At 67.2% G+C, this 22,451-nt stretch carries 24 protein-coding genes; 9 read left to right on the top strand and 15 right to left on the bottom strand.

Translation table 11 applies throughout. The features are described 5' to 3' along the window. Positions 1-62: 62 nt before the first annotated feature. Positions 63-995 (bottom strand): 3,5-dioxohexanoate:acetyl-CoA acetone transferase, encoded by a 933-nt coding sequence (gene kce, locus A3AG_RS0117800; RefSeq protein ID WP_026164277.1) that lies wholly within the window; start codon positions 993-995, stop codon positions 63-65. A 71-nt stretch (positions 996-1,066) separates the two neighbouring features. Further along, positions 1,067-1,849 (bottom strand): SDR family oxidoreductase, encoded by a 783-nt coding sequence (locus A3AG_RS0117795; protein WP_018006734.1) that lies wholly within the window; start codon positions 1,847-1,849, stop codon positions 1,067-1,069. Positions 1,850-1,944: 95 nt separating this feature from the next. Between A3AG_RS0117795 and A3AG_RS0117790 the strand changes: the two genes are divergently transcribed. The 3 genes from A3AG_RS0117790 to A3AG_RS0117785 all read left to right on the top strand — a co-directional run bounded on the left by A3AG_RS0117790 (position 1,945) and on the right by A3AG_RS0117785 (position 3,920). Next, positions 1,945-2,727, top strand: coding sequence for a GntR family transcriptional regulator (locus A3AG_RS0117790; RefSeq protein ID WP_018006733.1), 783 nt, complete (start codon positions 1,945-1,947; stop codon positions 2,725-2,727). 411 nt (positions 2,728-3,138) lie between these two features. Beyond that, entirely contained in the window at positions 3,139-3,465 is a 327-nt protein-coding gene (locus A3AG_RS33490; protein ID WP_240619877.1) for a hypothetical protein, read from the top strand. Further along, positions 3,462-3,920, top strand: a complete 459-nt coding sequence (locus A3AG_RS0117785) for a DUF2846 domain-containing protein (protein ID WP_018006732.1) — start codon at positions 3,462-3,464, stop codon at positions 3,918-3,920. Before A3AG_RS33490 ends, A3AG_RS0117785 begins: the two co-directional genes overlap by 4 nt. A gap of 117 nt (positions 3,921-4,037) precedes the next feature. Here A3AG_RS0117785 and A3AG_RS0117780 read toward each other — a convergent pair whose 3' ends face one another. The 10 genes from A3AG_RS0117780 to A3AG_RS0117735 form a co-directional block, all read right to left on the bottom strand. Beyond that, positions 4,038-4,436, bottom strand: a complete 399-nt coding sequence (locus A3AG_RS0117780; RefSeq protein WP_018006731.1) for a DUF350 domain-containing protein — start codon at positions 4,434-4,436, stop codon at positions 4,038-4,040. Positions 4,437-4,497: 61 nt separating this feature from the next. Further along, on the bottom strand, positions 4,498-5,220 hold the full coding sequence (locus A3AG_RS0117775) for a hypothetical protein (RefSeq protein WP_018006730.1): 723 nt from the start codon (positions 5,218-5,220) through the stop codon (positions 4,498-4,500). Positions 5,221-5,223: 3 nt separating this feature from the next. After that, positions 5,224-6,399, bottom strand: a complete 1,176-nt coding sequence (locus A3AG_RS0117770) for a glutathionylspermidine synthase family protein (protein WP_018006729.1) — start codon at positions 6,397-6,399, stop codon at positions 5,224-5,226. Next, entirely contained in the window at positions 6,399-7,793 is a 1,395-nt protein-coding gene (locus A3AG_RS0117765) for a saccharopine dehydrogenase NADP-binding domain-containing protein (RefSeq protein ID WP_018006728.1), read from the bottom strand. Before A3AG_RS0117765 ends, A3AG_RS0117770 begins: the two co-directional genes overlap by 1 nt. Positions 7,794-7,976: 183 nt before the next feature. Further along, positions 7,977-8,927 (bottom strand): formimidoylglutamase, encoded by a 951-nt coding sequence (gene hutG, locus A3AG_RS0117760; RefSeq protein ID WP_026164274.1) that lies wholly within the window; start codon positions 8,925-8,927, stop codon positions 7,977-7,979. Beyond that, positions 8,924-9,685 (bottom strand): amino acid ABC transporter ATP-binding protein, encoded by a 762-nt coding sequence (locus A3AG_RS0117755; RefSeq protein WP_018006726.1) that lies wholly within the window; start codon positions 9,683-9,685, stop codon positions 8,924-8,926. The genes hutG and A3AG_RS0117755 overlap by 4 nt, the downstream gene beginning before the upstream one ends. Further along, positions 9,682-10,350 carry an amino acid ABC transporter permease gene (locus A3AG_RS0117750; RefSeq protein WP_018006725.1) on the bottom strand — a complete coding sequence of 223 codons (669 nt, stop codon included), beginning with the start codon at positions 10,348-10,350 and terminating at the stop codon, positions 9,682-9,684. Before A3AG_RS0117750 ends, A3AG_RS0117755 begins: the two co-directional genes overlap by 4 nt. 18 nt (positions 10,351-10,368) lie before the next feature. Further along, complete coding sequence (locus A3AG_RS0117745; protein WP_018006724.1) at positions 10,369-11,124, bottom strand: glutamine ABC transporter substrate-binding protein; 756 nt, start codon at positions 11,122-11,124, stop codon at positions 10,369-10,371. Between the two features lie 81 nt (positions 11,125-11,205). After that, entirely contained in the window at positions 11,206-12,000 is a 795-nt protein-coding gene (locus A3AG_RS0117740; RefSeq protein WP_018006723.1) for an IclR family transcriptional regulator, read from the bottom strand. Between the two features lie 134 nt (positions 12,001-12,134). Continuing rightward, positions 12,135-12,794 (bottom strand): methyltransferase family protein, encoded by a 660-nt coding sequence (locus tag A3AG_RS0117735; protein ID WP_018006722.1) that lies wholly within the window; start codon positions 12,792-12,794, stop codon positions 12,135-12,137. Positions 12,795-12,940: 146 nt separating this feature from the next. Here A3AG_RS0117735 and A3AG_RS0117730 point away from each other — a divergent pair, with 146 nt between their 5' ends. Further along, positions 12,941-13,264 (top strand): nucleotide pyrophosphohydrolase, encoded by a 324-nt coding sequence (locus A3AG_RS0117730; protein ID WP_018006721.1) that lies wholly within the window; start codon positions 12,941-12,943, stop codon positions 13,262-13,264. A gap of 146 nt (positions 13,265-13,410) precedes the next feature. Beyond that, positions 13,411-14,292 carry a restriction endonuclease gene (locus A3AG_RS0117725; RefSeq protein WP_018006720.1) on the top strand — a complete coding sequence of 294 codons (882 nt, stop codon included), beginning with the start codon at positions 13,411-13,413 and terminating at the stop codon, positions 14,290-14,292. A gap of 30 nt (positions 14,293-14,322) precedes the next feature. Here the strand turns inward: A3AG_RS0117725 and A3AG_RS0117720 are convergent, their stop codons facing one another. Both A3AG_RS0117720 and A3AG_RS0117715 read right to left on the bottom strand, forming a co-directional pair. After that, the gene (locus A3AG_RS0117720) at positions 14,323-14,832 is read right to left on the bottom strand and encodes a DUF2938 domain-containing protein (protein WP_018006719.1); all 510 of its coding nucleotides are present in this window, start codon (positions 14,830-14,832) and stop codon (positions 14,323-14,325) included. Positions 14,833-14,842: 10 nt separating this feature from the next. Next, complete coding sequence (locus tag A3AG_RS0117715) at positions 14,843-15,718, bottom strand: class I SAM-dependent methyltransferase (RefSeq protein WP_018006718.1); 876 nt, start codon at positions 15,716-15,718, stop codon at positions 14,843-14,845. A gap of 65 nt (positions 15,719-15,783) precedes the next feature. On the opposite strand from A3AG_RS0117715, the gene A3AG_RS0117710 reads away from it, so the two are divergent. Beyond that, positions 15,784-16,227: a helix-turn-helix domain-containing protein gene (locus A3AG_RS0117710; protein WP_018006717.1), complete on the top strand. Its 444-nt coding sequence runs from the start codon at positions 15,784-15,786 to the stop codon at positions 16,225-16,227. A gap of 12 nt (positions 16,228-16,239) precedes the next feature. Here A3AG_RS0117710 and A3AG_RS0117705 read toward each other — a convergent pair whose 3' ends face one another. Beyond that, positions 16,240-18,039 (bottom strand): methyl-accepting chemotaxis protein, encoded by a 1,800-nt coding sequence (locus A3AG_RS0117705; protein ID WP_018006716.1) that lies wholly within the window; start codon positions 18,037-18,039, stop codon positions 16,240-16,242. A gap of 532 nt (positions 18,040-18,571) precedes the next feature. Here A3AG_RS0117705 and A3AG_RS0117700 point away from each other — a divergent pair. The 3 genes from A3AG_RS0117700 to dbpA all read left to right on the top strand — a co-directional run bounded on the left by A3AG_RS0117700 (position 18,572) and on the right by dbpA (position 22,298). Further along, positions 18,572-19,774, top strand: a complete 1,203-nt coding sequence (locus tag A3AG_RS0117700; protein ID WP_018006715.1) for a DUF4382 domain-containing protein — start codon at positions 18,572-18,574, stop codon at positions 19,772-19,774. Positions 19,775-19,918: 144 nt separating this feature from the next. Continuing rightward, on the top strand, positions 19,919-20,854 hold the full coding sequence (locus A3AG_RS0117695; RefSeq protein WP_018006714.1) for a DUF72 domain-containing protein: 936 nt from the start codon (positions 19,919-19,921) through the stop codon (positions 20,852-20,854). Between the two features lie 22 nt (positions 20,855-20,876). Beyond that, entirely contained in the window at positions 20,877-22,298 is a 1,422-nt protein-coding gene (gene dbpA / locus A3AG_RS0117690) for an ATP-dependent RNA helicase DbpA (RefSeq protein ID WP_018006713.1), read from the top strand. Positions 22,299-22,451: the final 153 nt, after the last annotated feature.

Here is a 22,451-nt window from a genome sequence, read left to right as displayed (position 1 = left end):
GGCCTGTTTGATGTCTTCGGTGATCGATGCCTGCCCGGGCCGCGCCATGGCGGCCCGGCGGTTCAGAATGCGGTGCCTGCGGCGCCCTTGAGGTCGAGGATGTCGCGGGCTTCGTCGGGCGTGGCGACGTCGATGTTCAGCGCTTCCAGCACGGTGCGGATGCGTTTGACCTGCTCGGCGCTCGATGCGGCCAGCTGGCCGGGGCCGATCCACAGCGAGTCCTCCAGGCCGACCCGCACGTTGGCGCCCATCGCCGCGCCGATGGTGGCCAGCGGGATCTGGTTGCGGCCGGCGCCCAGGATCGACCAGCGGAACTGGTCGCCGAACAGGCGCTGCGCGGTGCGGTGCATGTGCATCAGGTCTTCAGGATCGGGGCCGATGCCGCCCAGGATGCCGAACACCGACTGGATGAACACCGGACCCTTGACCAGCCCACGGTCAAGGAAGTGCCGCAGGTTGTAGAGATGGCTGATGTCATAGCACTCGAACTCGAAGCGCGTGCCGTTGGCATTGCCGATGCGCAGGATGTTCTCGATGTCCTGGTAGGTGTTCTTGAAGATCAGGTTGCGGCTGTTCTCCAGGTGCTCGCGCTCCCAGTCGTGACGGAAGTCCTTGAAGCGCTCCAGCATCGGGAACAGGCCGAAGTTCATCGAACCCATGTTCAGCGAAGCCAGCTCCGGCTTGAAGGTGGTGGCCGGCAGCATGCGTTCCTCGACGGTCATGTGCGGGCTGCCGCCGGTGGTGATATTGATCACTGCATCGGTCTCGGCGCGGATCCTGGCGAGGAACGGCCGGAACAGCTCCGGGTCCTGCGACGGGCGTCCGTCCTTGGGATCGCGGGCGTGCAGGTGCAGGATGGCGGCGCCGGCGCGCGCCGCGTCGATGGCGGCGGTGGCGATCTCTTCGGCAGTCACCGGCAAATGGGGCGACATGCTGGGCGTGTGGATGGCGCCGGTCGGGGCGCAGGTGATGATGGCTTTGGCTCGCTTGGCCATGGTGGTTCCCTTGTCGATGTTGGTAGTCCGCATCGCGGATAGCCCGCGGTGCAAGAAATGCGAGGGGGGCGCTAGCTGAGCGCCTGGGTCAGGCCGTCGACGACCATCTCCTGCCCATGCACGCTGGCCGCCTGGTCGCTGCACAGAAAGCGCACCATGTTGGCGATATCGCGCATTGTCACCATGCGCCCCAGCGCCGCCTGCGAGGTGTAGTCGCGCGTCACTTCCTCCAGCGGCTTGCCCAGCGACTCGGCCTTCGCGGCAATCACAGCGCGGATGCGCGGGCCGTCGACCGCGCCAGGCAGCACCGTGTTGACGCGTATGCCATCGGCGCCCAGTTCCAGCGCCAGCGACTTGGTAAAGCCCACCACCGCCCATTTCGAGGCCGAGTAGGCCGAACGGCCCGGCATGCCGAGATGCCCGGCGGCGGAAGACAGGTTGACAATCGACGGCGAGCGGCCTTGCCGCAGGCGCGGCACCGCGGCGCGGGCGCACAGGAACTGGCCGGTGATGTTGACGGCCAGCGTGCGTTCCCAGTCGGCCAGCGACAGCGTTTCGACGCCGCCGGTCGGTCCGGCAACGCCGGCATTGTTGACCAGCACGTCAAGGCCGCCAAAGGCCTGGTCCACCGCCTGGAACAGCGCCTCGACGTCGCTTTCCTTCGACACATCGGCCCTGACGGCCACCACGCCCGGCAATTCGGCGCACACGCGCTCCAGTCCGTCGCCGGCCACGTCGCAGACCGCGACGCGGGCGTCCGCTTCGGCCAGCGCCCGTGCAATTTCCAGCCCGATTCCGCTGGCACCCGCAGTGACCAGTACGCGTTTGCCGGCGAGCGATTCATCCTTCCACATGGTTCCAATCTCCTCAGGGCAGGCCGGTGCCTGCCTTCCGGACGAAGATTAAAACTGTGATCACAGATCAAATATAGAGAATAACCCTATGTGCTATGCTTCGCGGCATGAGCCTGAATGACCTTGTGACGCCTCTCGTTCGCCAGACCCTCAGCCGCGACGTCTACACGCAGCTGCGCGAGCTGCTGGTCAGCGGCCAGATGATGCCGGGCGAGCAGATTTCCCTGCGCAACATCGCTGCCGCACTGGGCGTCAGCGTGATGCCGGTGCGCGAGGCGGTGCACCGGCTGGTCGCCGAACAGGCCCTCGAACTCACGCCAAACCGCGCGCTGCGCGTGCCGCGCATGAGCGTCAGCCAGTTCGAGGAAATCACGAAGATCCGGATCGAGCTCGAAGGGCTCGCCACCGCGACCGCGGCCGAGCGCATCACCGACGAGGAACTGAAGCAGGTGCAGACCCTGCACCGCCGCTTCGCCGACGAGATGGCCAAGCGCAATCCCGACGGCGCCGCTGTCATCGCCGCGAACCAGGCCTTCCACTTTGCCGTCTACGCGGCGGCGCGCATGCCGATCCTGCTGCAGATGATCGAGTCACAGTGGCTGCGCATCGGGCCGATCCTGAACCATGATCTGCGCTCGGGGTCGCGACGGGTGGAGGAACGCGTCGCGGTCAAGCATCATGACAAGCTGGTTGAAGCGCTTCGCAAGCATGACGGCGCGGCGGCTTGTGCGGCACTGCGCGGGGATATCGAGAGCGCGGCGGCTTATATTGTCTCGGCGGGGGTGCTGGTGAATGCGGAGACGGCTGAGGGAGCGGAAGCTACGCCGATGGCTGTGAAGCGCGGTACTAAGGCAGGGCGTGCCGGGGTGAAGGGCTGATTCGCGTCTGCCAGGTCGTGTTCTCACCCATATCAGCGGGCTACAAAAATGGCCTAAACCAAAGTTCCAGCTGCTATGGTTCGTTGCTGCAACTTTTCGAGATTCCGTTGAAGTCAGCCAACGAAATGTAAGGTTCGATAAGAATTAAGAAGGGACCTATATTTGCCCTGGAGTCCGCTTGTCACTGTCGCCCCAAACTTAGCGCGGCGAATAGCGCTTCGGACGCCTTGAAGTAATCGAGATGTCTCCGTAGTGACCAGGAGCTGAGGCCGGGATTCCTACTGGCACGGCCAAGCATTTTTCAAAATATCGATTCAAACGGTTACGTGAAATCGTCATTTCCACACCACATTCGGCGCTATGGACTTGCTGCTGGGTGTTGCCTGGCGCTTGCTGCCTGTGCCCCGATGATTGCGACGGCCCCCATCGGCTATCGAGGTCACCCAACCAAGCGCGGCCGCCCGACGCATCCAGATCCTGACCGCTACAACCATCAAACTTGACACTGGCTATTCCCGCACGCTGCCTGAAAAGTCAGTCTGGTCGAAAGCAGGCCGCGTTCCACAGGGCGATGTCTTCCGGCCCGTCGGCACCATCTTCACCATCGAAGGCCGCCAGGTACACGAAGCCTACCTGGTCATCCATAACCAGACCCTGGTGGGCTTCTATTTGCCCGGGGAACAGAACTATTCCCCGCTATCCACAGCAGTACCTTTGAACTTGGGAGAATCAGAATGAAACGGGTCGCACGCATGCTGTTCGCCGGACTGGCGGTGTCGTCACTGCTGGCCGGGTGTGCTTCCGGCGTAAAACACGCCGACATGGAGGCGTCGATTCCGACGCTGAAGCAGGGTGACGGCCGGGTCTACTTCCTGCGCTCGGCATCGATGTTCGGCGCGGCGATCCAACCGGATCTGCGTCTGAACAACGAGGTAGTGGGCGAGTCCAAGCCCGGCGGCTTCTTCTTTGTGGATCGCCCTGCCGGCAAGTACTTGGCCTCGGCTTCGACCGAAACCGAGAAGACGCTTAGTTTCGTGCTGGACGCCGGCGAGACGAAATACGTGCGCAGTTCACCGTCGATGGGCTTGATGGTGGGCCGCGTCGTGCTGGAACTCGAGACGCCTGAGAAGGCCAAGGCAGATCTCGCATCGCTGAGCTACACCGGTGACGTAGTCAAGGCGCCGGCGAAGTAAGCGGCGCGGCGGCTCCCCCCAAAGTCTCCGGGTGGGGGAGCCGCGGGGCTAAGCGTTTGCGTAAAGCGGGGAGCGGCGATATTGGTAGAAGAGCCCCGGAATTCTCTCAGGTTCGCCTCACGTCAAACAAGCCGCATTAACCACCCCCACCGACAACGAAATCACCCCCATCACCGCCCCCACCCCGCGGTTATCACTGGAAATCGCTTCACTGACGCCCCCCAGCGCCCGCGCCGCCACCAGGTAAGCCAGCACCTGCACCGCAAACGCCCCAAACGCCCACAGCAAGAACATCGCAAACGTAGCGTTGTGCTGAATGCTCGACGACAGCGTCAGCGAGAACCCCAGCACCGCCCCGCCCAGCGACAGTGCCGCCGCGATATTGCCCTCGCGGATCAGCGTGAATTCCCGATGCGGCGTGACCCGCGTATAGACCAGCAGGAACAGCCCCAGCATGGCAAAGCTGGTGGCGATGTAGATCAGGTAGGCAAGCGCCGGGTGCATGGTATTGACCATTGGATGGACTCGTTGTCAGTTGTCAGGGTTTGCGTGCGAGAAAGCGTCCAGCAGGTGGCGTTCAGCCGCCGCCGGAGCGCCCGGAGCTGCCGAAGCGGCTGGTGAAGCCGCCGCGCGATACCACCGGTGCGCGCGATACGGCGGCGGAGCGCATGGTCAGACCCATGGAGCGTCCGCCGCTTAGCGAGCTGCGGCGCACGGTGGCTTCTTCCACCATGGCGGCGCGCGGCGTGGCGTTGGTGAAGGATTGCGTGGGCGTGCCGTTGCGGTCGTAGACCTGCATCGGGCGCAGCGGGCCGGACGTCATATCGCGCTGGGTCTGGGTGCCGTTGGGGTGGTAGACGGTGCCGCTGGCGGTGTAGTACGGGCCGTACCAGCGTGCGTAGTACGCGCTGCTGCTATGCGTGGTGCCGGAGCCTGCCGTTTCGCTGGCGGGGGCGTTGAGGCTGGAGCTGTAGATGGTGCTGGGGTCGTCGACCGGCACGCTTTCGCAGTCGTTGGGCGTGTTCCAGTCGGCCTCGCAGTCTTCCAGGGTGGCGTAGCTGGCGCGGCGCACGGTGACGCCCGGATCATCGTCGGCGTCGTCGCTGCAGGAGCCGAGCACGGCCACGCCGGCGACCACGGCGCAGGCGCCGACGATCCACAGTGCGGGCGAGCCGCCCTGTTTTTTCTGTTCGGCCTGGTAGGCGGCGATGCGCGGCGACGGGCCGCCGGACCCGCCCCGGCCGGGCATGTACGGGCTGCCGTACTTGGAGCGTTTGGTGCCCTTCTTCTTGTTGGCCATGGCTTACGCGTGGGTGAAGTAATGAGGGACGAAGAAGCTGGTGTTCTTGGCGATGGGCCCGGACTCTTCGCGCACGCACAGGCCGCTGGGCACGTCGTCGACGATCCAGACGCCCAGCGTGGTGTAGCGCCCGTCAAAGCGCCGCGCCGGCTCGTAGGCCTGGTAGATGAAGCCTTCCTCGCCGTACTCGCCGGGGTTGTGGACGCGGTCGCCCTCAGGGGTGAGCAGCGTCACGCTTTCGCCTTCGCGCGACAGGAAGGGCTTCTTCGCGTGCGGCTTGCCGGCGAAGTGGCCGGGGTCGAAGCTGGCTTCGATAAGGTTGGGATGTCCCGGGAACAGGTCCCACAGGATCGGCAGGATGGCCTTGTTGGACAGCACCGCCTTCCATGGCGGCTCGACCCAGCGCACCGGGCTGTGCGCCAGCTGGTCGCGGTAGTCGGAGGTGGCCATCCATTCCCACGGGTAGAGCTTGAACACGACTTCGATCGGCACGTTTTCGGCATCGTAGAAGTTGCCGCGGCCGTCGGTGCCGATGTCTTGCAGGTCGACCAGCTTGACCGGCCAGCCGGCCTGCAGCGCGGTGTCCATCAGGTACTCGGTATTGCAGACATCTTCCTGGCTGTCGAACATGCAGGCAAGGTGCAGCAGGCTGGCGTTACGGTAATGGTTGCGCAGCCACTGCCAGCGCGCCACCAGGGCATCGTGCAGGCTGTTGAACTGGTCGGCCTGCGGCTGCACGGCGTCTTTCCAGTACCACTGTGCGACGGCGGATTCGATCAGCGATGTCGGGGTGTCGGCGTTGAACTCATACAGCTTTGGCACGCCGTGCGGGTCCAGCGTCATGTCGAAGCGGCCGAACAGCGTGGGCTCGTCGCGGTCCCACGAGGTGCGGATCAGATGCGCGAAGTCCCGGTCGATGGCCAGGCGCGCGAACAGGTCGTGGTCGATCACGTGCTGCACGGCTTCCAGGCAGCGCTGGTTCAGGTCGTACGCGGCGGCATAGAGCGTTTCCACTTCTTCCTTGCTGAAGGCGTAGGCGGCGTCTTCGCGCCAGTAGAAGAAGGTGTTGTCATCGACTTCGCGCGGAACGTTGAACTCGTCCAGCGAATGGAAGTGGAAGCCCACCTTCTCGAGTTCGCGCGGCCAGTTGCGGCGCGGGGTTTGCGGGATGCGTTGCATCAGCAGGCGAGTGTCAGCAGGGAGGAATCGGGCTGGACCTTGGTGTCGTCCAGCAGGAAGTCGGTGAAGGCGAGCGAGGCGGCGCCGGGCCGGGGCAGCCAGTCGGTGAAGGCGATGCTGAGCGGCGCCCACCAGTGCGCGGCATCGGCCAGCACCGGGCCGAAGTCGAGCGCATCGGATTCCACCACGCCGCGCGATGGATGGGCCAGCATCCATTGCATGCCGGCGACCAGGCTCGATGCCACCTGCAGGCTGGTGGCGGTGTTGTACGGCGCCAGCGCACGCGCGCGCTGCACCGACAGGCGCGAGCCATGCCAGACTGCACCGTGCCGACCGCTCATCAGCAGCACGCCGAGTTCGTCTTCGCCGCACTGGATCTCGTCGCGCAGGATGCGTTCGGCGCGCACGCGCGGGGCGGCGCGGTCGTCCAGCCATTGCATCGAGGCCTGCGTGGCGGCGGTGGGGCGGTAGGCGTAGTAGACGGTGGGACGATACAGCGGCTGGCCGGCGCGGGTGTCGGTCAGGTACTCGGCGATCGAGATCGATTCGTTGTGCGTGATCAGGTAGGCGTCGAACGGGCCGTGCACCGGCGACCACGAGCGCACGCGGGTACGATGGCCCGGCCGGTCGAGCGCGATCGCCGCGCCGTTGCCGAAGCTATGGCGATAGCCATCGGGCGGCAAGCGGGGCTCATGGCTGCCCCAGCCGAGTTCGGCGTCCTGCAGGCATTCGGTGATAAAGCCTTCGGCGGACCAGGTGTTGGCGAACTCGCCGTCGCGCGGATAGCCGGGGGCCTGCTGGCTGTCGTATTCGGCGACCTGGATCACGCGCACGTCCAGCGTGCGTGCCAGCGCGGCCCACGCGGCGCGATCGCCGGGCTCCGGCTGATTCAATCCGGCCTTGCCGGCCAGTGCCATCAGCGCGGCCTTGACCAGCACCGAGACCAGCCCGGGATTGGCGCCATGCGCGACCAGCGCCGTCGGCAGCGCCTCGCGGCCTTGGGCGAAGGCCAGCATCTCGTGGCGCAGCGCGTAGTTGCTCAGGTGCGAGGCCCGCGGATCGGCTGCGTAGTCCCAGGGCTCGATGCCAGCATCGACATAGAACGCACCGTGCGCTTGCGCCAGCGCGATCAGGTCGCGGCTGCAGACGGACGGGGCCAGGTTCAGCAGGAAGGCGCCGGGCCGCAGCAGCGGGGCCAGCGTGGTTTCGTAGTTGGCCGCGGTGACGGTGGCCTGGATGGCATGCAGCTTGTGGTGGGCGACCAGTTCCTGGCGCGCGCCGTCCAGCACGCGGTCGACCACGGTGATTGCTGCCCCCGGCCAGGCCCGCTCCAGCAGCGGCAGCACGGCCTGGCCGATGCAGCCAAAACCGACGATGACGATTTGTTCGATCACGCAGACCCTTCCGCCCGAGAACGGCAAGCGGCGGATCCCCGGACGCGGCCACGGCCGCGCCGGCGCAGGACTGCCCTTGCCTGACTTTATCAATTCTGATCAGAATCGCTAAATCTAGCGAAGGGCAATACTATCGCCGCGCGCGGCGGCTGCCAACTGCCGGCAGGGTCTATGGCCCGCGCTTCAGCGCAGCAGGCGCCAGGCCAGCCGGGCTGCCACGCGCGCGCCCAGGTGGTCGCGGTCGTACTGGGGGTTGTACTCCGCCAGGTCGGCCACGCGCAGCTTGCCGCTGCGGCGGATGAGCCGTGCCACTTCCTCGACCACCGGCAGCGGCACGCCGTAGGCGGCGGGCGCCGACACGCCCGGCATCACCGCGCCCGGCAGCGCGTCGAGGTCGATGGTCAGGTACACGTGATCCGCGGCATCGATGCGGGCGGACAGCTCCGCCAGCCGCGCTGCCAGGTGTCGTTCCTGCATGTCGACGTCTTCCACGTAGCACACGCCCAGCGCCTCTGCACGGCTGAACAGCGCCGGCGTATTGGCGAGGCGGCTGACGCCCAGGCAGACATAGTCGAACGGCTGGCCGCGCTCCGCGCAGGCATGGGCGATCTGGTCGAACGGCGTGCCGGAACTGGCGGGCCGGCTGGTGCGCAGGTCGAAGTGGGCGTCGATATTGACGATCAGCACGCGGCCGCCGTCATCCTGCGCGTCAAGGTGCGCACGCAGGCCCTGCCACGTGCTCCACGCCACTTCATGGCCGCCGCCCAGCACCAGCGGAAAGCCGCCACGCGCGAGCACTGCGTGGACGGCGTCCGCCAGCGCCTGCTGCGCCGATTCCAGGTCGCCGTCGTCGCAGCTGACATTGCCGGCGTCGTACAGCGCCGGCAGGCCGTGCGCCGGCACGTTGGCCAGCGCCTGGCGGATAACGTCGGGGCCGTGTGCGGCGCCGGGGCGGCCCTGGTTGCGCAGTACGCCGGCATCGCAGCGGAAGCCCAGCAAGACCGGCGCGTTTTCCAGCGGCGCGGTGTCCGCGGTGTCCAGCGCCTGCACGATGCGGAACAGCCGCGTGGTGTCGCCCTGCTCGCCGTGGTCGACACGGCCCTGCCAGGGGTTTTGCGTCACTGCCATCCTCATGCCCGCGTCAGGACGGCCTGCAGGAAGCCGCGCGTGCGTTCCTGCGTCGGCGCGGAGAAGATCACCGACGGCGGCCCGGCCTCGATGATGCCGCCGCCGTCCATGACCACCACCACATCGGCCACTTCGCGGGCGAAGCCCATTTCATGGGTGACCACGACCATGGTCATGCCTTCGGCGGCCAGCACCTTCATTACCTGCAGCACTTCACCGACCAGCTCGGGGTCCAGCGCGGAGGTGGGCTCGTCGAACAGCATCACGCGCGGCTCCATCGCCAGCGCGCGGGCAATGGCCACGCGCTGCTTCTGGCCGCCGGACAGGCTGGCCGGCATGGCGTGGGCCTTGTGTGCCAGGCCGACTTTCTCGAGCAGGCTCATTGCCTTGCGCTCGGCGTCGTCGCGCGAAACGCCGCGCAGCATGCGCGGTCCCACCGTGACGTTGTGCAGCACCGACAGGTGCGGGAACAGGTTGAACGACTGGAACACCATGCCCACTTCGGTGCGCAGCTGGTTCAGCCCCTGCTCGTCGATCAGCTGGCCGTCGGTCACCAGGCGCTTGCCGACGATGTCGATGGTGCCGGCTTCGGGTTGTTCCAGGCCGTTGCAGCAGCGCAGGAAGGTGCTCTTGCCCGAGCCGCTCGGGCCGATCACCACCACCACCTGCGACGGTTCCACGTCGAAGTCGATGCCGCGCAGCACGGTATGGCTGCCGAACGATTTGCCCAGGTTGCGGATCCGGATGATTGCGGAATCGCTCATTGCACCATGCCTCCCATGCGCAGCCGTTGTTCGGCGCGGCGCAGGATCAGCCCGGCCGCGCTCGTCAGGATCAGATACACCAGCGCGATCGCCAGGTAGACCTCCAGCGACCGGTACGACACGCTGATGATCTTCTGGCCCTCGTGCATCAGGTCGGCAATGGTCAGCAGCGACACCAGCGCCGAGTTCTTGATCAGCGCGATGAACTCGTTGCCCAGCGGCGGGATCATGCGCACGATGGCCTGCGGCAGGATGATCGCGCGCATGGCCTGGCCGGACGACATGCCGATCGAGCGCGCGGCTTCCATCTGGCCCTTGTCGACGGACTGGATCGCGCCGCGCACGATCTCCGAGACATAGGCGCCCGAATAGATGCCCAGCCCGATCACGCCGCACACAAAGGCCGGCAGCAGGATGTTAAACTGCGGCAGGCCGAAGAACAGCAGGAACAGCTGCACCAGCAGCGGCGTGCCGCGAATGAAGGTCACGTAGGCGGTGCAGATGCCGTAGATGATGCGGCGCTTCGGGTCCAGCCGGCCGATGCCGACCAGCAGGCCCATCACGCAGCCCAGCACCAGCGCGCAGGCCGTTACCTGCACGGTGATGACGGCGCCGTGCAGGATGTCAGGCCACCCGGCGAAGACGGGAGAAAAATCCAGTTCCATGATCTCGGTCCGCCTGGCTTACTTGGCGGCGCTGCCGAACCACTTCTGGGTCAGCTTGGCGTAGGTGCCATCGGCCTTCACCTTGGCCAGCGCGGCATTCAGCGCGCGGGTCAGCTCGGGCGTGTCCTTGCGCACCGCCATGCCGTATTCCTCGGTGGTCAGCTGCTGCTCCACCATGCGCAGGCCGCCGCGGGTCTTGACGTACTGCATCGCGGCGGGCTTGCCGGTCACGGCGGCATCGGCGCGGCCGATCTCGACCAGGTTGAACATTTCCTGGTTCTTCTCGACTTCCACGCGCTGCACCTGCGGATAGGTGTCGCGCAGGAAGCTGACCGACTTGGTCCCTACCTGCACGCTGACCTTCTTGCCGTTCAGGTCTTCCGGCTTGTTGATGGTGGCGTTGCCGCTCTTGACCAGCGCCACCAGGCCGCCGGTGTAGTACGGCTCGGTAAAGTCCACCACCTTGCGGCGCTCCGGGGTGATGTAGATGCCGGACACGGCCATGTCGAAGCGGCGCGAGACCAGGCCCGGGATCAGGCCCTTGAAGTCGATGTTGGTCCATTCCACCTGCTTGCCCATGGTCTTGGCCATGGCCTCGACCAGCTCGACGTCAAAGCCGGTGCGCTTGCCGTTCTCGATGAATTCCATCGGTGGGAAGGTGGCGTCGGTGGCCACGCGCAGCACGTTGCTGTCCTGCGCGTGCGCGGCGGCGCCGAAGGTCAGTCCGGCCACGGCCGAGAGGGCGGCGATCAGGCATTTGCGACGAAGGTTCATGGGGGTCTCCTTGTTCCGGGAACGGGAAATCTGCCGTCGCGCAGGCCTGCGGACGGTGCGGTAACGATTGCTCTGCTGTTTTCAGTAAGACTGCAGCCGCGCGGAAATCCGCATGGCTGCCGCCACGGTCATGTCGATCAGCGCGCTTTCGCGCCCTTGCCGGCGCGTGGCCGGCACCATCAGCGTGATCGAGCCCAGCGCGTCGGCCTTGGCCCGCCGCGAGAACAGCGGCGCGCTTACGCCCCACACGCCGGGGTCCACTTCGCCTTCGCTGACGGCATAGCCGGTCGCGCGAATCGCGGCGAGCTCCGTCAGCAGTTGTTCCGCATCGGCCGGCTCGCACTGGGCCCGGACCACGCGCTCGCGCGCGTCGTCGCGCATGAAGGCCAGCAGCGACTTGGCCGACGCGCCCGCGCGCAGCGGCACGCCGCGGCCTTTCTCGAACGAGCAGCGCAGCGACTGGCGGCTCTCCACCATCTCCAGGCACACCGCGTGGTCCTTGACCGCGACCACCAGGCCGACGCTTTCATCCGACTGCTGCGCCAGCAGCCGCATATCGGGCAGCGCTTCGCGGGCCAGGTGCGAGGCCATGTCGAACCCGAGCGCCAGCTGCAGGCTGATCGGGCCCGGCGCGTATTCGCCGTCGGACTCGAGCACGAAGCCCCAGCGCTTGAGCAGCATCAGCTGGCGGTAGAGCGTGCTCTTGGGCAGGCCGGTTTTGGTTACCAGCTCGCGCACCGTGATCGGCGCGCCGTGCTGCGCCAGTGCGGCCAGCACGAACAGCACGCGATCGGCGCCGCCGGCGGGCTGGGCGGATTCGACGGGCGTGGGAGCCGCCGGCTCCGGGGCGATGGTTGGGTTGACTGCATTCAACATGGGGCCCAAGAATAGGACCGGATTCCCGGAAATCAAAACCGCCAGTCCCGGAAAATGGGAATGCGTGCCTAGGGATAACCCTTGGTGGATCGCAATTTGATGGGTGGGGTGCGCGCGGCGCCGCTTCGCGGTGGTCAGTAAATCCCGGGCAGCATCCGCCAGGTACGCGCGCAATACGACGCATACGCCTCGCCGAACTGGTCGCGCAGCAGCGCTTCTTCCGCACGGATGCGCGCCAGCAGCGGCGGCACCATCAGCAACGTCAGCACCACCCCCACGCCTGAGCGGAAGGCCAGCACCCATCCCAGCGAACTGATGAGGAAGCCGAGGTAACTGGGATGCCGGATCACGCCGTAGATGCCGGTGGTCACCAGCGTGTGCCCGGGCTGGATCGCCACCAGCCCGCTGAAGCGGTTGCCCAGCACGAACACCGGCCACAGCCGAAGCACGCCGCCGCCGGCGAACATGGCCACGCCGGCCCAGCGCATGGTGTCGCCGTCGATGGTCCAGACGCCGATGCGGTCGGTAAAGGGTGGCAGGTAGGCCGCCAGCAGGCCGAGCACACCGAACACGGCCAGTACCCAGCGGTTGCCGCGGTCCTCGCGCATGCCGCTGCTGACGTTGCCGCCGGAAAAGACTGCGGCAATGGCGAGAGCAAAAAGGACCAGCGCCAGCGCGACGCGCGCCGGGTGGGCAAAGAACGGCCCCGGGCCACCCCAGCCGGCAATGGCGATGGCCAGGTAGGCAAGCGTGCCGGCCAGCGTGGCCATGGTCAGGCCGGGAGTCGGGCGCATGGAAACCTCCGTGGCGACGGTAGATGCACAAGCGGAAGGGTAAGCCCGGGGCGGCGTGCCTGTCGAGGGTGGCCGGCTCGTGCTTAAATCAGCGTTTAGCGCCCGCCGGATACCTGCGCGCAGCGAAACACTATCGCCACATCCCCATGCCGCTGATCGATATCAAGAACCTCCAGCAAGCCGCCTACGACTTCGGCGAAGCCCGTCACTGGGGCAAGTACCACAGCCCCAAGAACCTCGCGATGGCACTGAGCGTCGAGGTCTCCGAACTGGTCGAGATCTTCCAGTGGCAGACCGAGGACGAATCGCGCGCCATCATGTCCACGGCCAGTCGCGAGCATGTGGAGCAGGAGCTTGCGGATATCACCATCTACCTGACGCAGCTGGTGACGGCGCTCGGCGTGGATTTGGACGCCGCGGTGCGGGCGAAGATGGAAATCAATGCGAAGAAGTATCCGGTGCCGGAGTGAATCCTGGCACCAGCGCGGATTGGGATGGGTTGCTCCCCGGTATCAGTGGCATGCTCCAACCACTACCCCCGCGTGCGCAGGGAGGACATCCCCCGTTCGCGGCGGCATCCTTCGTCTGACAAGAACAAAGATGGACGAGGGTCAACATGGGTCGCAGGAAGCAATCGAGCATTTTCGAGGATCTGTACGGCATTGCGGCGGCACTGCCATGGTGGATCGGCGTAACGGCAGCGATCCTTGCCTACGTCGTCTTGCATCGCTATGCAGAGGCCGAAGTGCCCGTCAACGCCGCGCCCGGGCAAATGGGACAGATGGTTGTGTCGCAGATGGTCAAGGCGCTGGCGACATACGGCCAGTACATCGTCCCGTTGATATTGCTGGCTGGCGCGCTGGCTTCCTGGCTGGGACGCCGCAAGCGGCAAGATCTGGTCCGCGACGTAGCGGCGGTAAGGTCTGGCGACGCGTTGCGTCAGATGACCTGGCGGGATTTCGAGCGGCTGGTGGGCGAGGTGTTCCGGATGCGCGGGTATGGCGTCGTGGAGACCGGAGGCAGCGGGGCAGATGGCGGGATCGATCTGCGACTGAGGAAGGGGGGCGAACTGGCGCTGGTTCAGTGCAAGCAATGGCGCGCCTACAAGGTTCCGGTAACGGTAGTACGCGAGCTGTATGGTGTGATGGCCGCGCAAGGTGCGGCGCAGGGGTACGTGGTGACATCGGGACAGTTCACGCCCGATGCGCGGGCCTTCGCGTCCGGGCGGAACATCGAGCTGATCGACGGTGAGGCACTGATTGCACTGGTCAAGCGCGTTCGCGCGGCAGCGCCGGTCGATCTCAACGCCAGACAGTCCGCTCCTGCGAGTTCTCCCGCATCCGCCACGCAGCCGCAGGCCAGACCGGCTGGCGCACCGGCTTGCCCGCGCTGCGGCGCTGCCATGATCGAGCGCATCGCAAAACAGGGTGCGAACGCTGGCAATCCCTTTTGGGGCTGCACCACCTTTCCGAAATGCCGTGGGGTGCGCGGTCTCTGACTGCTGCCAATCGGCTTGGCTGGCCGCAGATCAGAGCGATTTGGTCGCCAGCCGCGCCCCCCAACCCGCCGCATACAATCCCACCCCGAAAACCGCATGCGTCACCAGGCTATGCATCCGTGCCAGATTCGGCCGTGGCGTGTGGCTGGCCGCGATACCGGCGCCCATAGCGGGCTGCATCAGCAGGAAGGGCGCGGCGACGCTGCCGATGCCGACGACCACGGCGGACGCCAGCGTCGGCTGTCGTACCCAGTCGAGGCCCCATAGCCCCAGCAGTATTCCCGCGAACGCGATACCGGTCAGGTAATGCGCGATCCAGCCGATGGCGTGCTCGCCACGCACCGGTGGTGTGGCGGCGATGGGTTGATGGTGGAAACGTCCGCGCGGTAGCCAGGCCAGCCAGCGGCCGACCAGGCCATAGTTCAGCGCAGGCACGCCGAGCAGCCGTTGGCGCAGGATGGCCCACGCATCCATGACCAGCGTGGCGCCGGTGCCGATGATCGCGGCATGGAGCAGCAGCGTTGTCGTGCTGTCGGGCATGGCCGGCGTCCTAGCCGTTGCGCGACGCGGCCGCGGTCGCGCGCGCCGTGATGGTCCAGCACGCTGCGGTGTAGCGCACGGTGTCGCCGTGCACGTAGGGCTCGAATGCGGCGCGCACGGCTGTGGCGACGCGCTCGCGCGTGGTGGCGTCGGCGCCTTGCAGCGCCAGCCCGACCGGGCCAAGCCGCGCCAGGTAGCCGGCCAGGGCTGGCTGCGGCAGCGTGCAGGTCACGTCGGTCGGGCGGATGTCGATATCGCCCCAGCCGCTCGCTTGCAGGATCGAAAGCACACGCTCGCGGTCGCCGAAGGCAAACTGGCCCGGCGCGCCAGGCTGCCGGGGCGGCAGGTTTGGCAGCAGCGGGGCGGCGGCGCGCTCGGCGGTGGTCATGAAAGGGTTCTCGGCAGCGCTGCGCCAGGCGATGCAGTGCAGCGTGGCATCGGACGTCGCGGCCCAGCGCAGGTTGGCGAAGGCGCGCACCGGATCGCTGAAGAACATCACGCCCAGGCGCGACACGATCATGTCGAAGCTCGCCGGGGCGAAGGCGTGCTCCTGCGCATCGGCGTGGACAAAGGTTGCGTTGATGCCATCGCGCTGGGCGCGGGAGCGCGCCGCGGCGAGCATCGGCGCGGAAATATCGATGCCGGTGCAGCGGCCCGCGTCACCCAGTTGCCGCGCCAGCGCCAGCGTGGTGCTGCCGGTGCCGCAGCCGACGTCGAGGATGCGTTGTGCCGCGGCCTTGCCCGCGGCTTCGAGCAGATGCAGTTCCAGGGGCCGGAACATGCCGTCCAGCAGGCCCTGGTGCTCGACCCAGGCCTGGCCCGATGCACCGTTCCACAGTGCGGCCTGCTCGCCGCCGTTGCCGCTGGTTTGCCGTTGTTCACCCATGGTCGTATCTCCTTGCGTGGCTGGAAGCTACACTGTGCCAGTTCAAGTCGACTTGAGGTCAAGCGGTGAAAAGCCTGGATATTGCGGAAGTGGCGCGGCAGGCCGGCGTGCCGGCCTCGACGCTGCGCTACTACGAGGAAAAGGGACTGATCGCGTCGATCGGCCGGCGCGGCATGCGCCGGGTGTTCGATGCGGCGGTGCTTGAGCGGCTGGCGCTGATCGCGCTGGGGCGCGCGGCCGGCTTCTCGCTGGACGACATTGCGCGGATGTTCTCGCCGCAGGGCCAGCCGCGCATCGACCGGCAGATGCTGGCCGCCAAGGCCGACGAGCTCGACCGCACCATCCGCAAGCTGACGGCAATGCGCGACGGGCTGCGCCATGCGGCGGTGTGCCCGGCGCCGAGCCATATGGAGTGCCCGACGTTCCGAAGGATCGTGAAGGCCGCTGGCACCGGGGCGATCGGCGGGCGGCGTGAACGAGTGCCCGTGCCGCCGGCCAAATCGCGCTGACGGCCGCGAATCTCAGCCCAGCCTGAACTGGCCCACCGCCCCCGCAAGGCTGCCGGCCTGCGTCTGCAGCGCCGCGGCCGCCGCCGTCGACTGCTCCACCAGCGCCGCGTTCTGCTGCACCATCTGGTCCAGCTGGCTCACCGCCATATTCACCTCTTGAATGCCGCGGGTCTGTTCCATCGTCGCGTGAGTGATCTCGTTGATAATGCCGGTCACTTTCGAGACGTTGCTGACGATCTCGCCCATGGTGTCGCCGGCGCGGCGGACCTGCTCTGAACCCGAGGCGACGCTGCCCACGGTGGTCTCGATCAGGATCTTGATCTCGCGCGCGGCCTGGGCGCTGCGCTGCGCCAGCGCGCGCACCTCGCCGGCAACGACGGCGAAGCCCCGGCCCTGGTCGCCGGCGCGCGCGGCTTCGACGGCGGCGTTCAGCGCCAGGATGTTGGTCTGGAAGGCGATGCCCTCGATCACGCCGATGATGTCCGACACCTTGACCGACGCGGTCTCGATCTGGCCCATGGTGCTGATCACTTCGCCGATTACCACGCCGCCGTCGCCGGCCACGCGCGAGGCGGCGGCGACGGAGTCGTTGGCGTGCTGCGCCGAGCTGGCCGACTGGCCGACGGTGGCGGTGATTTCTTCCATCGACGCGGCGGTCTGCTGCAGGCTGGCGGCGGCGGACTCGGTGCGGCGCGACAGGTCCATGTTGCCGGCGGCGATTTCATCGGCGGCGGCGCGCACCGATTCGCTCGCGTCGCGGATCTGGCGCATGATGGTGCAGAGCTTGTCGGCAAAGGTGTTGAAGGCGCGGGCGATCTGCGCGACCTCGTCGTTGCCGTCGGCGGGCAGGCGCTGGGTCAGGTCGCCGTCGCCGGAGCCGATCGCATCCATGGCATCGCGCACGGTGGACAGGCCGCGCAGCGACATCGTCGCTACGCCCCAGACCACCGCGGCGGCGACGCCGGCGATCAGCACCAGCGCCATCACCGAGGCGATCAGCACGGAGCGCATGCCGGCGGTGGCCTCGGCCTGGTCGATCGCGACGATCACCAGCCAGTCGGTGCCGGGGATGGCGCGCGCGCCGAGCAGCTTGGTGCTGCCGTGCACGTCGACTGCCAGCGGCGCCTTCGCGCCGGCCAGCGCTGCGAGCTTGTCGGCGCCCAGCGCCGGCACGAGCTCCGTGACCGGCTTGAGCGTGAGCTTGTCGTCGGTGTGGGCGACGATGGCGCCGTTCCGGGCCACCAGCATGCCGAAGCTGGCCGGCGACGGGTGGATCGCCTTGACGTTGGCGATCACCGTATCCATCGCCACATCGCCGGACACCACGGCCTGCACCGCACCGTCGCGCACCACTGGCGCGGCGAATGCCACCACCAGCTTGCCGGTGCCGGCATCGACGTAAGGCGGCGTGACCACGGGTTTGCCGGCCGCGGCGGCCTGCTGGTACCAGGGGCGGCCGGTGGGGTCGTAGCCGGGCGGGATGCCTTGCGGGTTGGAGAACTTCGCGGTCTTGTCGGCGTAGCCGACATAGACGTTGGTAAAGCCGCCGGCCCGGGCGATCTGTCTTAGCGCAGCATCGGGTTCGGGCTGCAGCACGGCGTCCTGCAGCGACTCGATCATCCGGCTGTGCGAGGCCACCCAGTCGACGATGGCGCTGGCATGGCCGCTTTGCACGGCGGCCAGGCTGCGGTCGATGGCGTCTTCGTTATGGCGATTGGCAACGAACTGGTTCAGTGCCGTGTTGATGGCGAGCGCGGCGACCACGATGGCGACGCACAGGGCCACGATCCGCGCGCGGATGGTAGTGAACATCAAGGGGAATCCTTCGTAAGGAATCGTTGGGGGCGTTTGCAGGAATCTGCAGCGTGGGATTTCCACCCCGCTGTATACGGAGCGCGGCCCGCTGACTTGAGCGATGTGATGCATATCGCGCGCCGTAGAAGACGTTGACGAAACAATGCATCGAAATCGTGCGCGACCCGGCGCTTTCTCGGTGGGGCGGCAAGTGGAATCGGCCGCTGCGCGCAGGCACGCGGTGCAAATACCGGCCGGCTCGTGCGCGTGGGCCGGATAGCGTCAATGCACCGCAATAGGCGTCGCGCCGCGGCGCAACGACAAAGCCGAACGCCTCATGCACGGTCAACAGCGCGGCCGCAGCAGAAGCCGTGCGGCACTGCATGGAAATCAGCCAGTCAACGCAGCTTGCGTTGTTCCAGGTCAGCCGGAGCGGCAATGCAAGCCAGGCGCGGACTTTTTCACAACGTATTACAAAGATTTACAACGATTATGCGAACCGCAACATATGCTCCGATCACCCCACAAACAACAAAGCGGAGAAACCACCGTGTCAGTCCTTTCTAATACTTCTGCACCGTTGCGACTGCTGGCCCTGAGCGGCGCGCTTGCGCTGGCCGCCTGCGGCGGTGGCGGCGGCGACGATGGCCCCGGCCGCGGCACGCTGCAGGTGTCGATGACCGATGCGCCGGCCTGCGGCTTCAGCAATGTCTTCGTCACCGTGAACAAGGTGCGCGTGCACAGCAGCGCCAGCGCCGAGGCCAGCGCCGGGGGCTGGGTCGATATCGACGTCGTGCCCGCGCGCAAGATCGACCTGCTGTCGCTGACCAACGGCGTGATGACGGTGCTGGGTCAGACCGCACTGCCGGCGGGCAACTACCAGCAGGTGCGCCTGGTGCTCGATGCCAACCGCGGTGGCGGTGCCTCGGCCCTGGCCAATTCGGTGGTGCCCGTGGGCGGCGCCGAGCAGCCGCTCGATACGCCCAGCGCGGTCCAGTCCGGCATCGAGATCAATCGTCCGTTCACAGTGGCGCGCGATACGCTGACCGACCTGGTGCTGGACTTCGACGCCTGCAAGTCGGTGGTGACGCGCGGCAACGGCACCTATGGCCTGAAGCCGGTGGTGACCGCGATCCCGATGACCGTCAGCGGCGAAGTCAACGGCGTGGTGGCCGCGGCACCGGGTGCGCGCGTCTACGCCGAGCGCAATGGCGTGGTGGTGAAGTCGACCGTGGCGGATGCCAACGGCAGTTTCCGCCTGTCGCCGATCGAGCAAAGCAGCACGGCCGGTCCGGTCGACGTGGTGGTGGTGCCGGGTGCGGCCAACGCCAAGGCGGCGGGCATCGTGCGCGGCGTGCCGGTGGTGGTGGGTACGCCCACGGCGATCTCGACCGCCGCGGCACCGCTGACGCTGCCGGCATCGACCTATCGCCGCGTCTCGGGCGTGGTGGCACCGGCTTCGGCCGAAGCCACGCTGCGCGCACTGCAGCTGGTCAACGGCGGTACCTTTGAAATCGCCGCGACGGCGGCGGCCAGCGATACCGGTGCCTACAGCCTGTTCGCGACCGAACCCGCGCTGCCGGTGGCCGCGCCGGTGATCGGCACCTACCAGGCCGCGCTGCCGATCCCGCTGGCACCGGATGGCGCCGCGGCGGGCAAGTACAGCATCCAGGCCACCAGCATCGGCGGGGCCGTGCAGACGCAGCCCGCGGACGTCAACATCGCTGACGTGCTGCTGAACTTCTCGTTCTGAAACCCGGGGGATTCGGGGAGCGGGCCGGAAGGGGGCATTGCCCTCTTCCGGTTTTTTTTATGGGCGACGGCTTCCGGCCGTGCCGCCACCACGCGGCGCGGTTTCCCGCTAGACTGCCAGTCTCGCGTCTCGGGAGACCGCGCCATGCCAGCACGCACCGCGGCGAAGGCCGCAGCCACGCCAGCCGCAACGTCTGCGGCCGCGTCCAGGGCCCCGTCCAACACCCCATCGGCCGCGCCATCGCGCAAGGCCGCCGCGCCGGCCGGGCTGGTGCGCGTCGGCATCGGCGGCTGGAACTACGCGCCATGGCGCGACAATTTCTATCCCGCGACACTGCCGCAGTCGCGCGAACTGGCCTATGCCAGCCGGCACCTCAGCGCGATCGAGATCAACAGCACCTATCACGGCACGCAGAAGCGCACCTCGTTCGCCAAGTGGCGCGACGAGACCCCCGATGACTTCGTCTTTGCGGTGAAGGCCTCGCGCTTTGCCACCAACCGCCGCGTGCTGGCGGAGTCCGGCGAGTCGATCGCGCGCTTTATCGACAGCGGCATTGCCGAGCTGGGCCGCAAGCTGGGGCCGGTGGTGTGGCAGTTCGCGCCGACCAAGCAGTTCGATGCGGAGGACTTCGAAGCCTTCCTGCAATTGCTGCCGGCATCCGTCGAAGGCGTGACACTGCGTCACGTGCTGGAGGTGCGGCACGACAGTTTCAGGTCGCCGGACTATCTCGGTCTCGCGCGCAAGTACAAGGCCGCCACGGTCTTCACCGACGCCCGGAAATTCCCGTCGATGGCCGACCTGACCGCGGACTTCGTCTACGCGCGGCTGATGGAAAGCAGCGCGAAGCTGAAGACCGGCTATGGCCCGAAGGCGCTCGACGCGTGGGCCATGCGCGCGCAGTCTTGGGCGCAGGGCGCGCAACCCGATGACCTGCCGAGGCTTGAGGACCGCAAGCCCGCGGCACGCAGGCGCGAGGTCTTTATCTTCTTCATCAACGGTGCCAAGGAACGCGCGCCGGCGGCCGCGCAGGCCTTGCTGGAGCGGCTGGGCTGGACCCCGCCCGCCGCCACGGATGCCTGACGCCGGCTCGCTATAATCCCGCATGAACTCGACCCCCGTCCAAGCCCCCCCGCCGCCGCCAGCCGGCCCCGCCTTCTCCACCCTGCCCTTGTCGCCCGCCATGCTCGCCACGCTGGCGCAGCTGGGCTATGACGAAATGACGCCGATCCAGGCGGCCAGCCTGCCCATCACATTGGCCGGCCATGACCTGGTGGCGCAGGCCAAGACCGGCAGCGGCAAGACCGCGGCGTTCGGGCTGGCGTTGCTGCACCGGCTCGATCCGCGCCGCTTCGACGTGCAGGCCATGGTGCTGTGCCCGACGCGCGAACTCGCCGACCAGGTCACGCAGGAGATCCGCCGCCTGGCGCGCGCCGAAGAGAACGTCAAGGTACTGACCCTGTGCGGCGGCGCGCCGATGCGCCCGCAGGTCGACAGCCTGATCCATGGCGCGCATATCGTGGTCGGCACGCCGGGGCGCATCCTCGATCACATCGATCGAGGGAGCCTGGACCTGGCGGCGATCAACACGCTGGTACTCGATGAAGCCGACCGCATGCTGGACATGGGTTTCTTCGACGATATTGCGTATGTGGCCAGCCGCTGCCCGCGGGACCGGCAGACGCTGCTGTTCTCCGCGACCTATCCGCCCGGCATCGACAAGCTCAGCCACCGCTTCCTGCGCAATCCGCAGTCGCTCAAGCTGGAGGCCACGCACGACAACAGCACCATCCGCCAGCGCTTCTACGAGGTGGAAGAGAGCGAGCGCCTGAACGCCGTGGCGCGGCTGCTGGACCACTTCCGCCCGGCCAGCACGCTGGCGTTCTGCAATACCAAGGCGCGCTGCCGCGACCTGGTGGAACTGCTGCGCGCGCAGGGCTACCAGGCGCTGGCGCTGCATGGCGAGCTGGAGCAGCGCGAGCGCGACCAGGTGCTGGTGCAGTTTGCCAACCGCAGCTGCTCGGTGCTGGTGGCCACCGACGTGGCGGCGCGCGGGCTCGATATCGCCCAGCTCGAGGCGGTGATCAATGTCGAGATCACGCCCGACCCGGAAGTGCACGTGCACCGCATCGGCCGCACCGGGCGTGCCGAGCAGGAGGGCTGGGCCTTCAGCCTGGTCAGCATGGACGAGATGGGGCGCGTGGGCAACCTGGAGCAGCACCACGGCGGCGAATTCGAATGGCACCCGCTGGCCGAGCTGACGCCGGCCGGCTCCGAGCGCCTGCTGGCGCCGATGGTGACGTTGCAGATGCTGGGCGGGCGCAAGGAGAAGATCCGCCCGGGCGACATCCTGGGCGCGCTGACCGGCGAGGCCGGCTTTGCCAAGGAGCAGATCGGCAAGATCAACGTGCTGGAAATGTCGACCTATATCGCCGTCGAGCGCAGCATCGGGCGCGAGGCGGTGAAACGGCTCAACGCCGGCAAGGTCAAGGGCAGGAAGGTCAAGGTGCGGATGCTGACAGAGTAAGGCGGGCGCCGCCTGTAGTGGCGGCGCCACACGCTTGCTTACAAAGATTAGCGTAAGTCACCCTGTAAGCCTGCGCATTCCTTTGCTACTCTGGTTCCATTGGCAGCAAGCCAGGTAGCGCCAGCCGCATGTTTCTCGACGGAAAAGGAGTTG

It is taken from the genome of Cupriavidus neocaledonicus, assembly GCF_000372525.1.
GTDB lineage: Bacteria > Pseudomonadota > Gammaproteobacteria > Burkholderiales > Burkholderiaceae > Cupriavidus > Cupriavidus neocaledonicus.
This window is presented reverse-complemented; position numbering and strand designations above follow the sequence as displayed.

What these genes read in the sequence shown, in the direction of transcription:
- A3AG_RS0117780 (WP_018006731.1), bottom strand. Translation starts at nt 4,436, where the DNA reads ATGGTCAATACCATGCACCCGGCGCTTGCCTACCTGATCTACATCGCC.
- A3AG_RS0117770 (WP_018006729.1), bottom strand. Translation starts at nt 6,399, where the DNA reads ATGCAACGCATCCCGCAAACCCCGCGCCGCAACTGGCCGCGCGAACTC.
- hutG (WP_026164274.1), bottom strand. Translation starts at nt 8,927, where the DNA reads ATGAGGATGGCAGTGACGCAAAACCCCTGGCAGGGCCGTGTCGACCAC.
- A3AG_RS0117735 (WP_018006722.1), bottom strand. Translation starts at nt 12,794, where the DNA reads ATGCGCCCGACTCCCGGCCTGACCATGGCCACGCTGGCCGGCACGCTT.
- A3AG_RS0117745 (WP_018006724.1), bottom strand. Translation starts at nt 11,124, where the DNA reads ATGAACCTTCGTCGCAAATGCCTGATCGCCGCCCTCTCGGCCGTGGCC.
- A3AG_RS0117720 (WP_018006719.1), bottom strand. Translation starts at nt 14,832, where the DNA reads ATGCCCGACAGCACGACAACGCTGCTGCTCCATGCCGCGATCATCGGC.
- A3AG_RS0117715 (WP_018006718.1), bottom strand. Translation starts at nt 15,718, where the DNA reads ATGGGTGAACAACGGCAAACCAGCGGCAACGGCGGCGAGCAGGCCGCA.
- A3AG_RS0117755 (WP_018006726.1), bottom strand. Translation starts at nt 9,685, where the DNA reads ATGAGCGATTCCGCAATCATCCGGATCCGCAACCTGGGCAAATCGTTC.
- kce (WP_026164277.1), bottom strand. Translation starts at nt 995, where the DNA reads ATGGCCAAGCGAGCCAAAGCCATCATCACCTGCGCCCCGACCGGCGCC.
- A3AG_RS0117740 (WP_018006723.1), bottom strand. Translation starts at nt 12,000, where the DNA reads ATGTTGAATGCAGTCAACCCAACCATCGCCCCGGAGCCGGCGGCTCCC.
- A3AG_RS0117725 (WP_018006720.1), top strand. Translation starts at nt 13,411, where the DNA reads ATGGGTCGCAGGAAGCAATCGAGCATTTTCGAGGATCTGTACGGCATT.
- A3AG_RS0117705 (WP_018006716.1), bottom strand. Translation starts at nt 18,039, where the DNA reads ATGTTCACTACCATCCGCGCGCGGATCGTGGCCCTGTGCGTCGCCATC.
- A3AG_RS0117695 (WP_018006714.1), top strand. Translation starts at nt 19,919, where the DNA reads ATGCCAGCACGCACCGCGGCGAAGGCCGCAGCCACGCCAGCCGCAACG.
- A3AG_RS0117730 (WP_018006721.1), top strand. Translation starts at nt 12,941, where the DNA reads ATGCCGCTGATCGATATCAAGAACCTCCAGCAAGCCGCCTACGACTTC.
- A3AG_RS0117785 (WP_018006732.1), top strand. Translation starts at nt 3,462, where the DNA reads ATGAAACGGGTCGCACGCATGCTGTTCGCCGGACTGGCGGTGTCGTCA.
- A3AG_RS0117790 (WP_018006733.1), top strand. Translation starts at nt 1,945, where the DNA reads ATGCTTCGCGGCATGAGCCTGAATGACCTTGTGACGCCTCTCGTTCGC.
- A3AG_RS0117795 (WP_018006734.1), bottom strand. Translation starts at nt 1,849, where the DNA reads ATGTGGAAGGATGAATCGCTCGCCGGCAAACGCGTACTGGTCACTGCG.
- A3AG_RS0117750 (WP_018006725.1), bottom strand. Translation starts at nt 10,350, where the DNA reads ATGGAACTGGATTTTTCTCCCGTCTTCGCCGGGTGGCCTGACATCCTG.
- dbpA (WP_018006713.1), top strand. Translation starts at nt 20,877, where the DNA reads ATGAACTCGACCCCCGTCCAAGCCCCCCCGCCGCCGCCAGCCGGCCCC.
- A3AG_RS0117775 (WP_018006730.1), bottom strand. Translation starts at nt 5,220, where the DNA reads ATGGCCAACAAGAAGAAGGGCACCAAACGCTCCAAGTACGGCAGCCCG.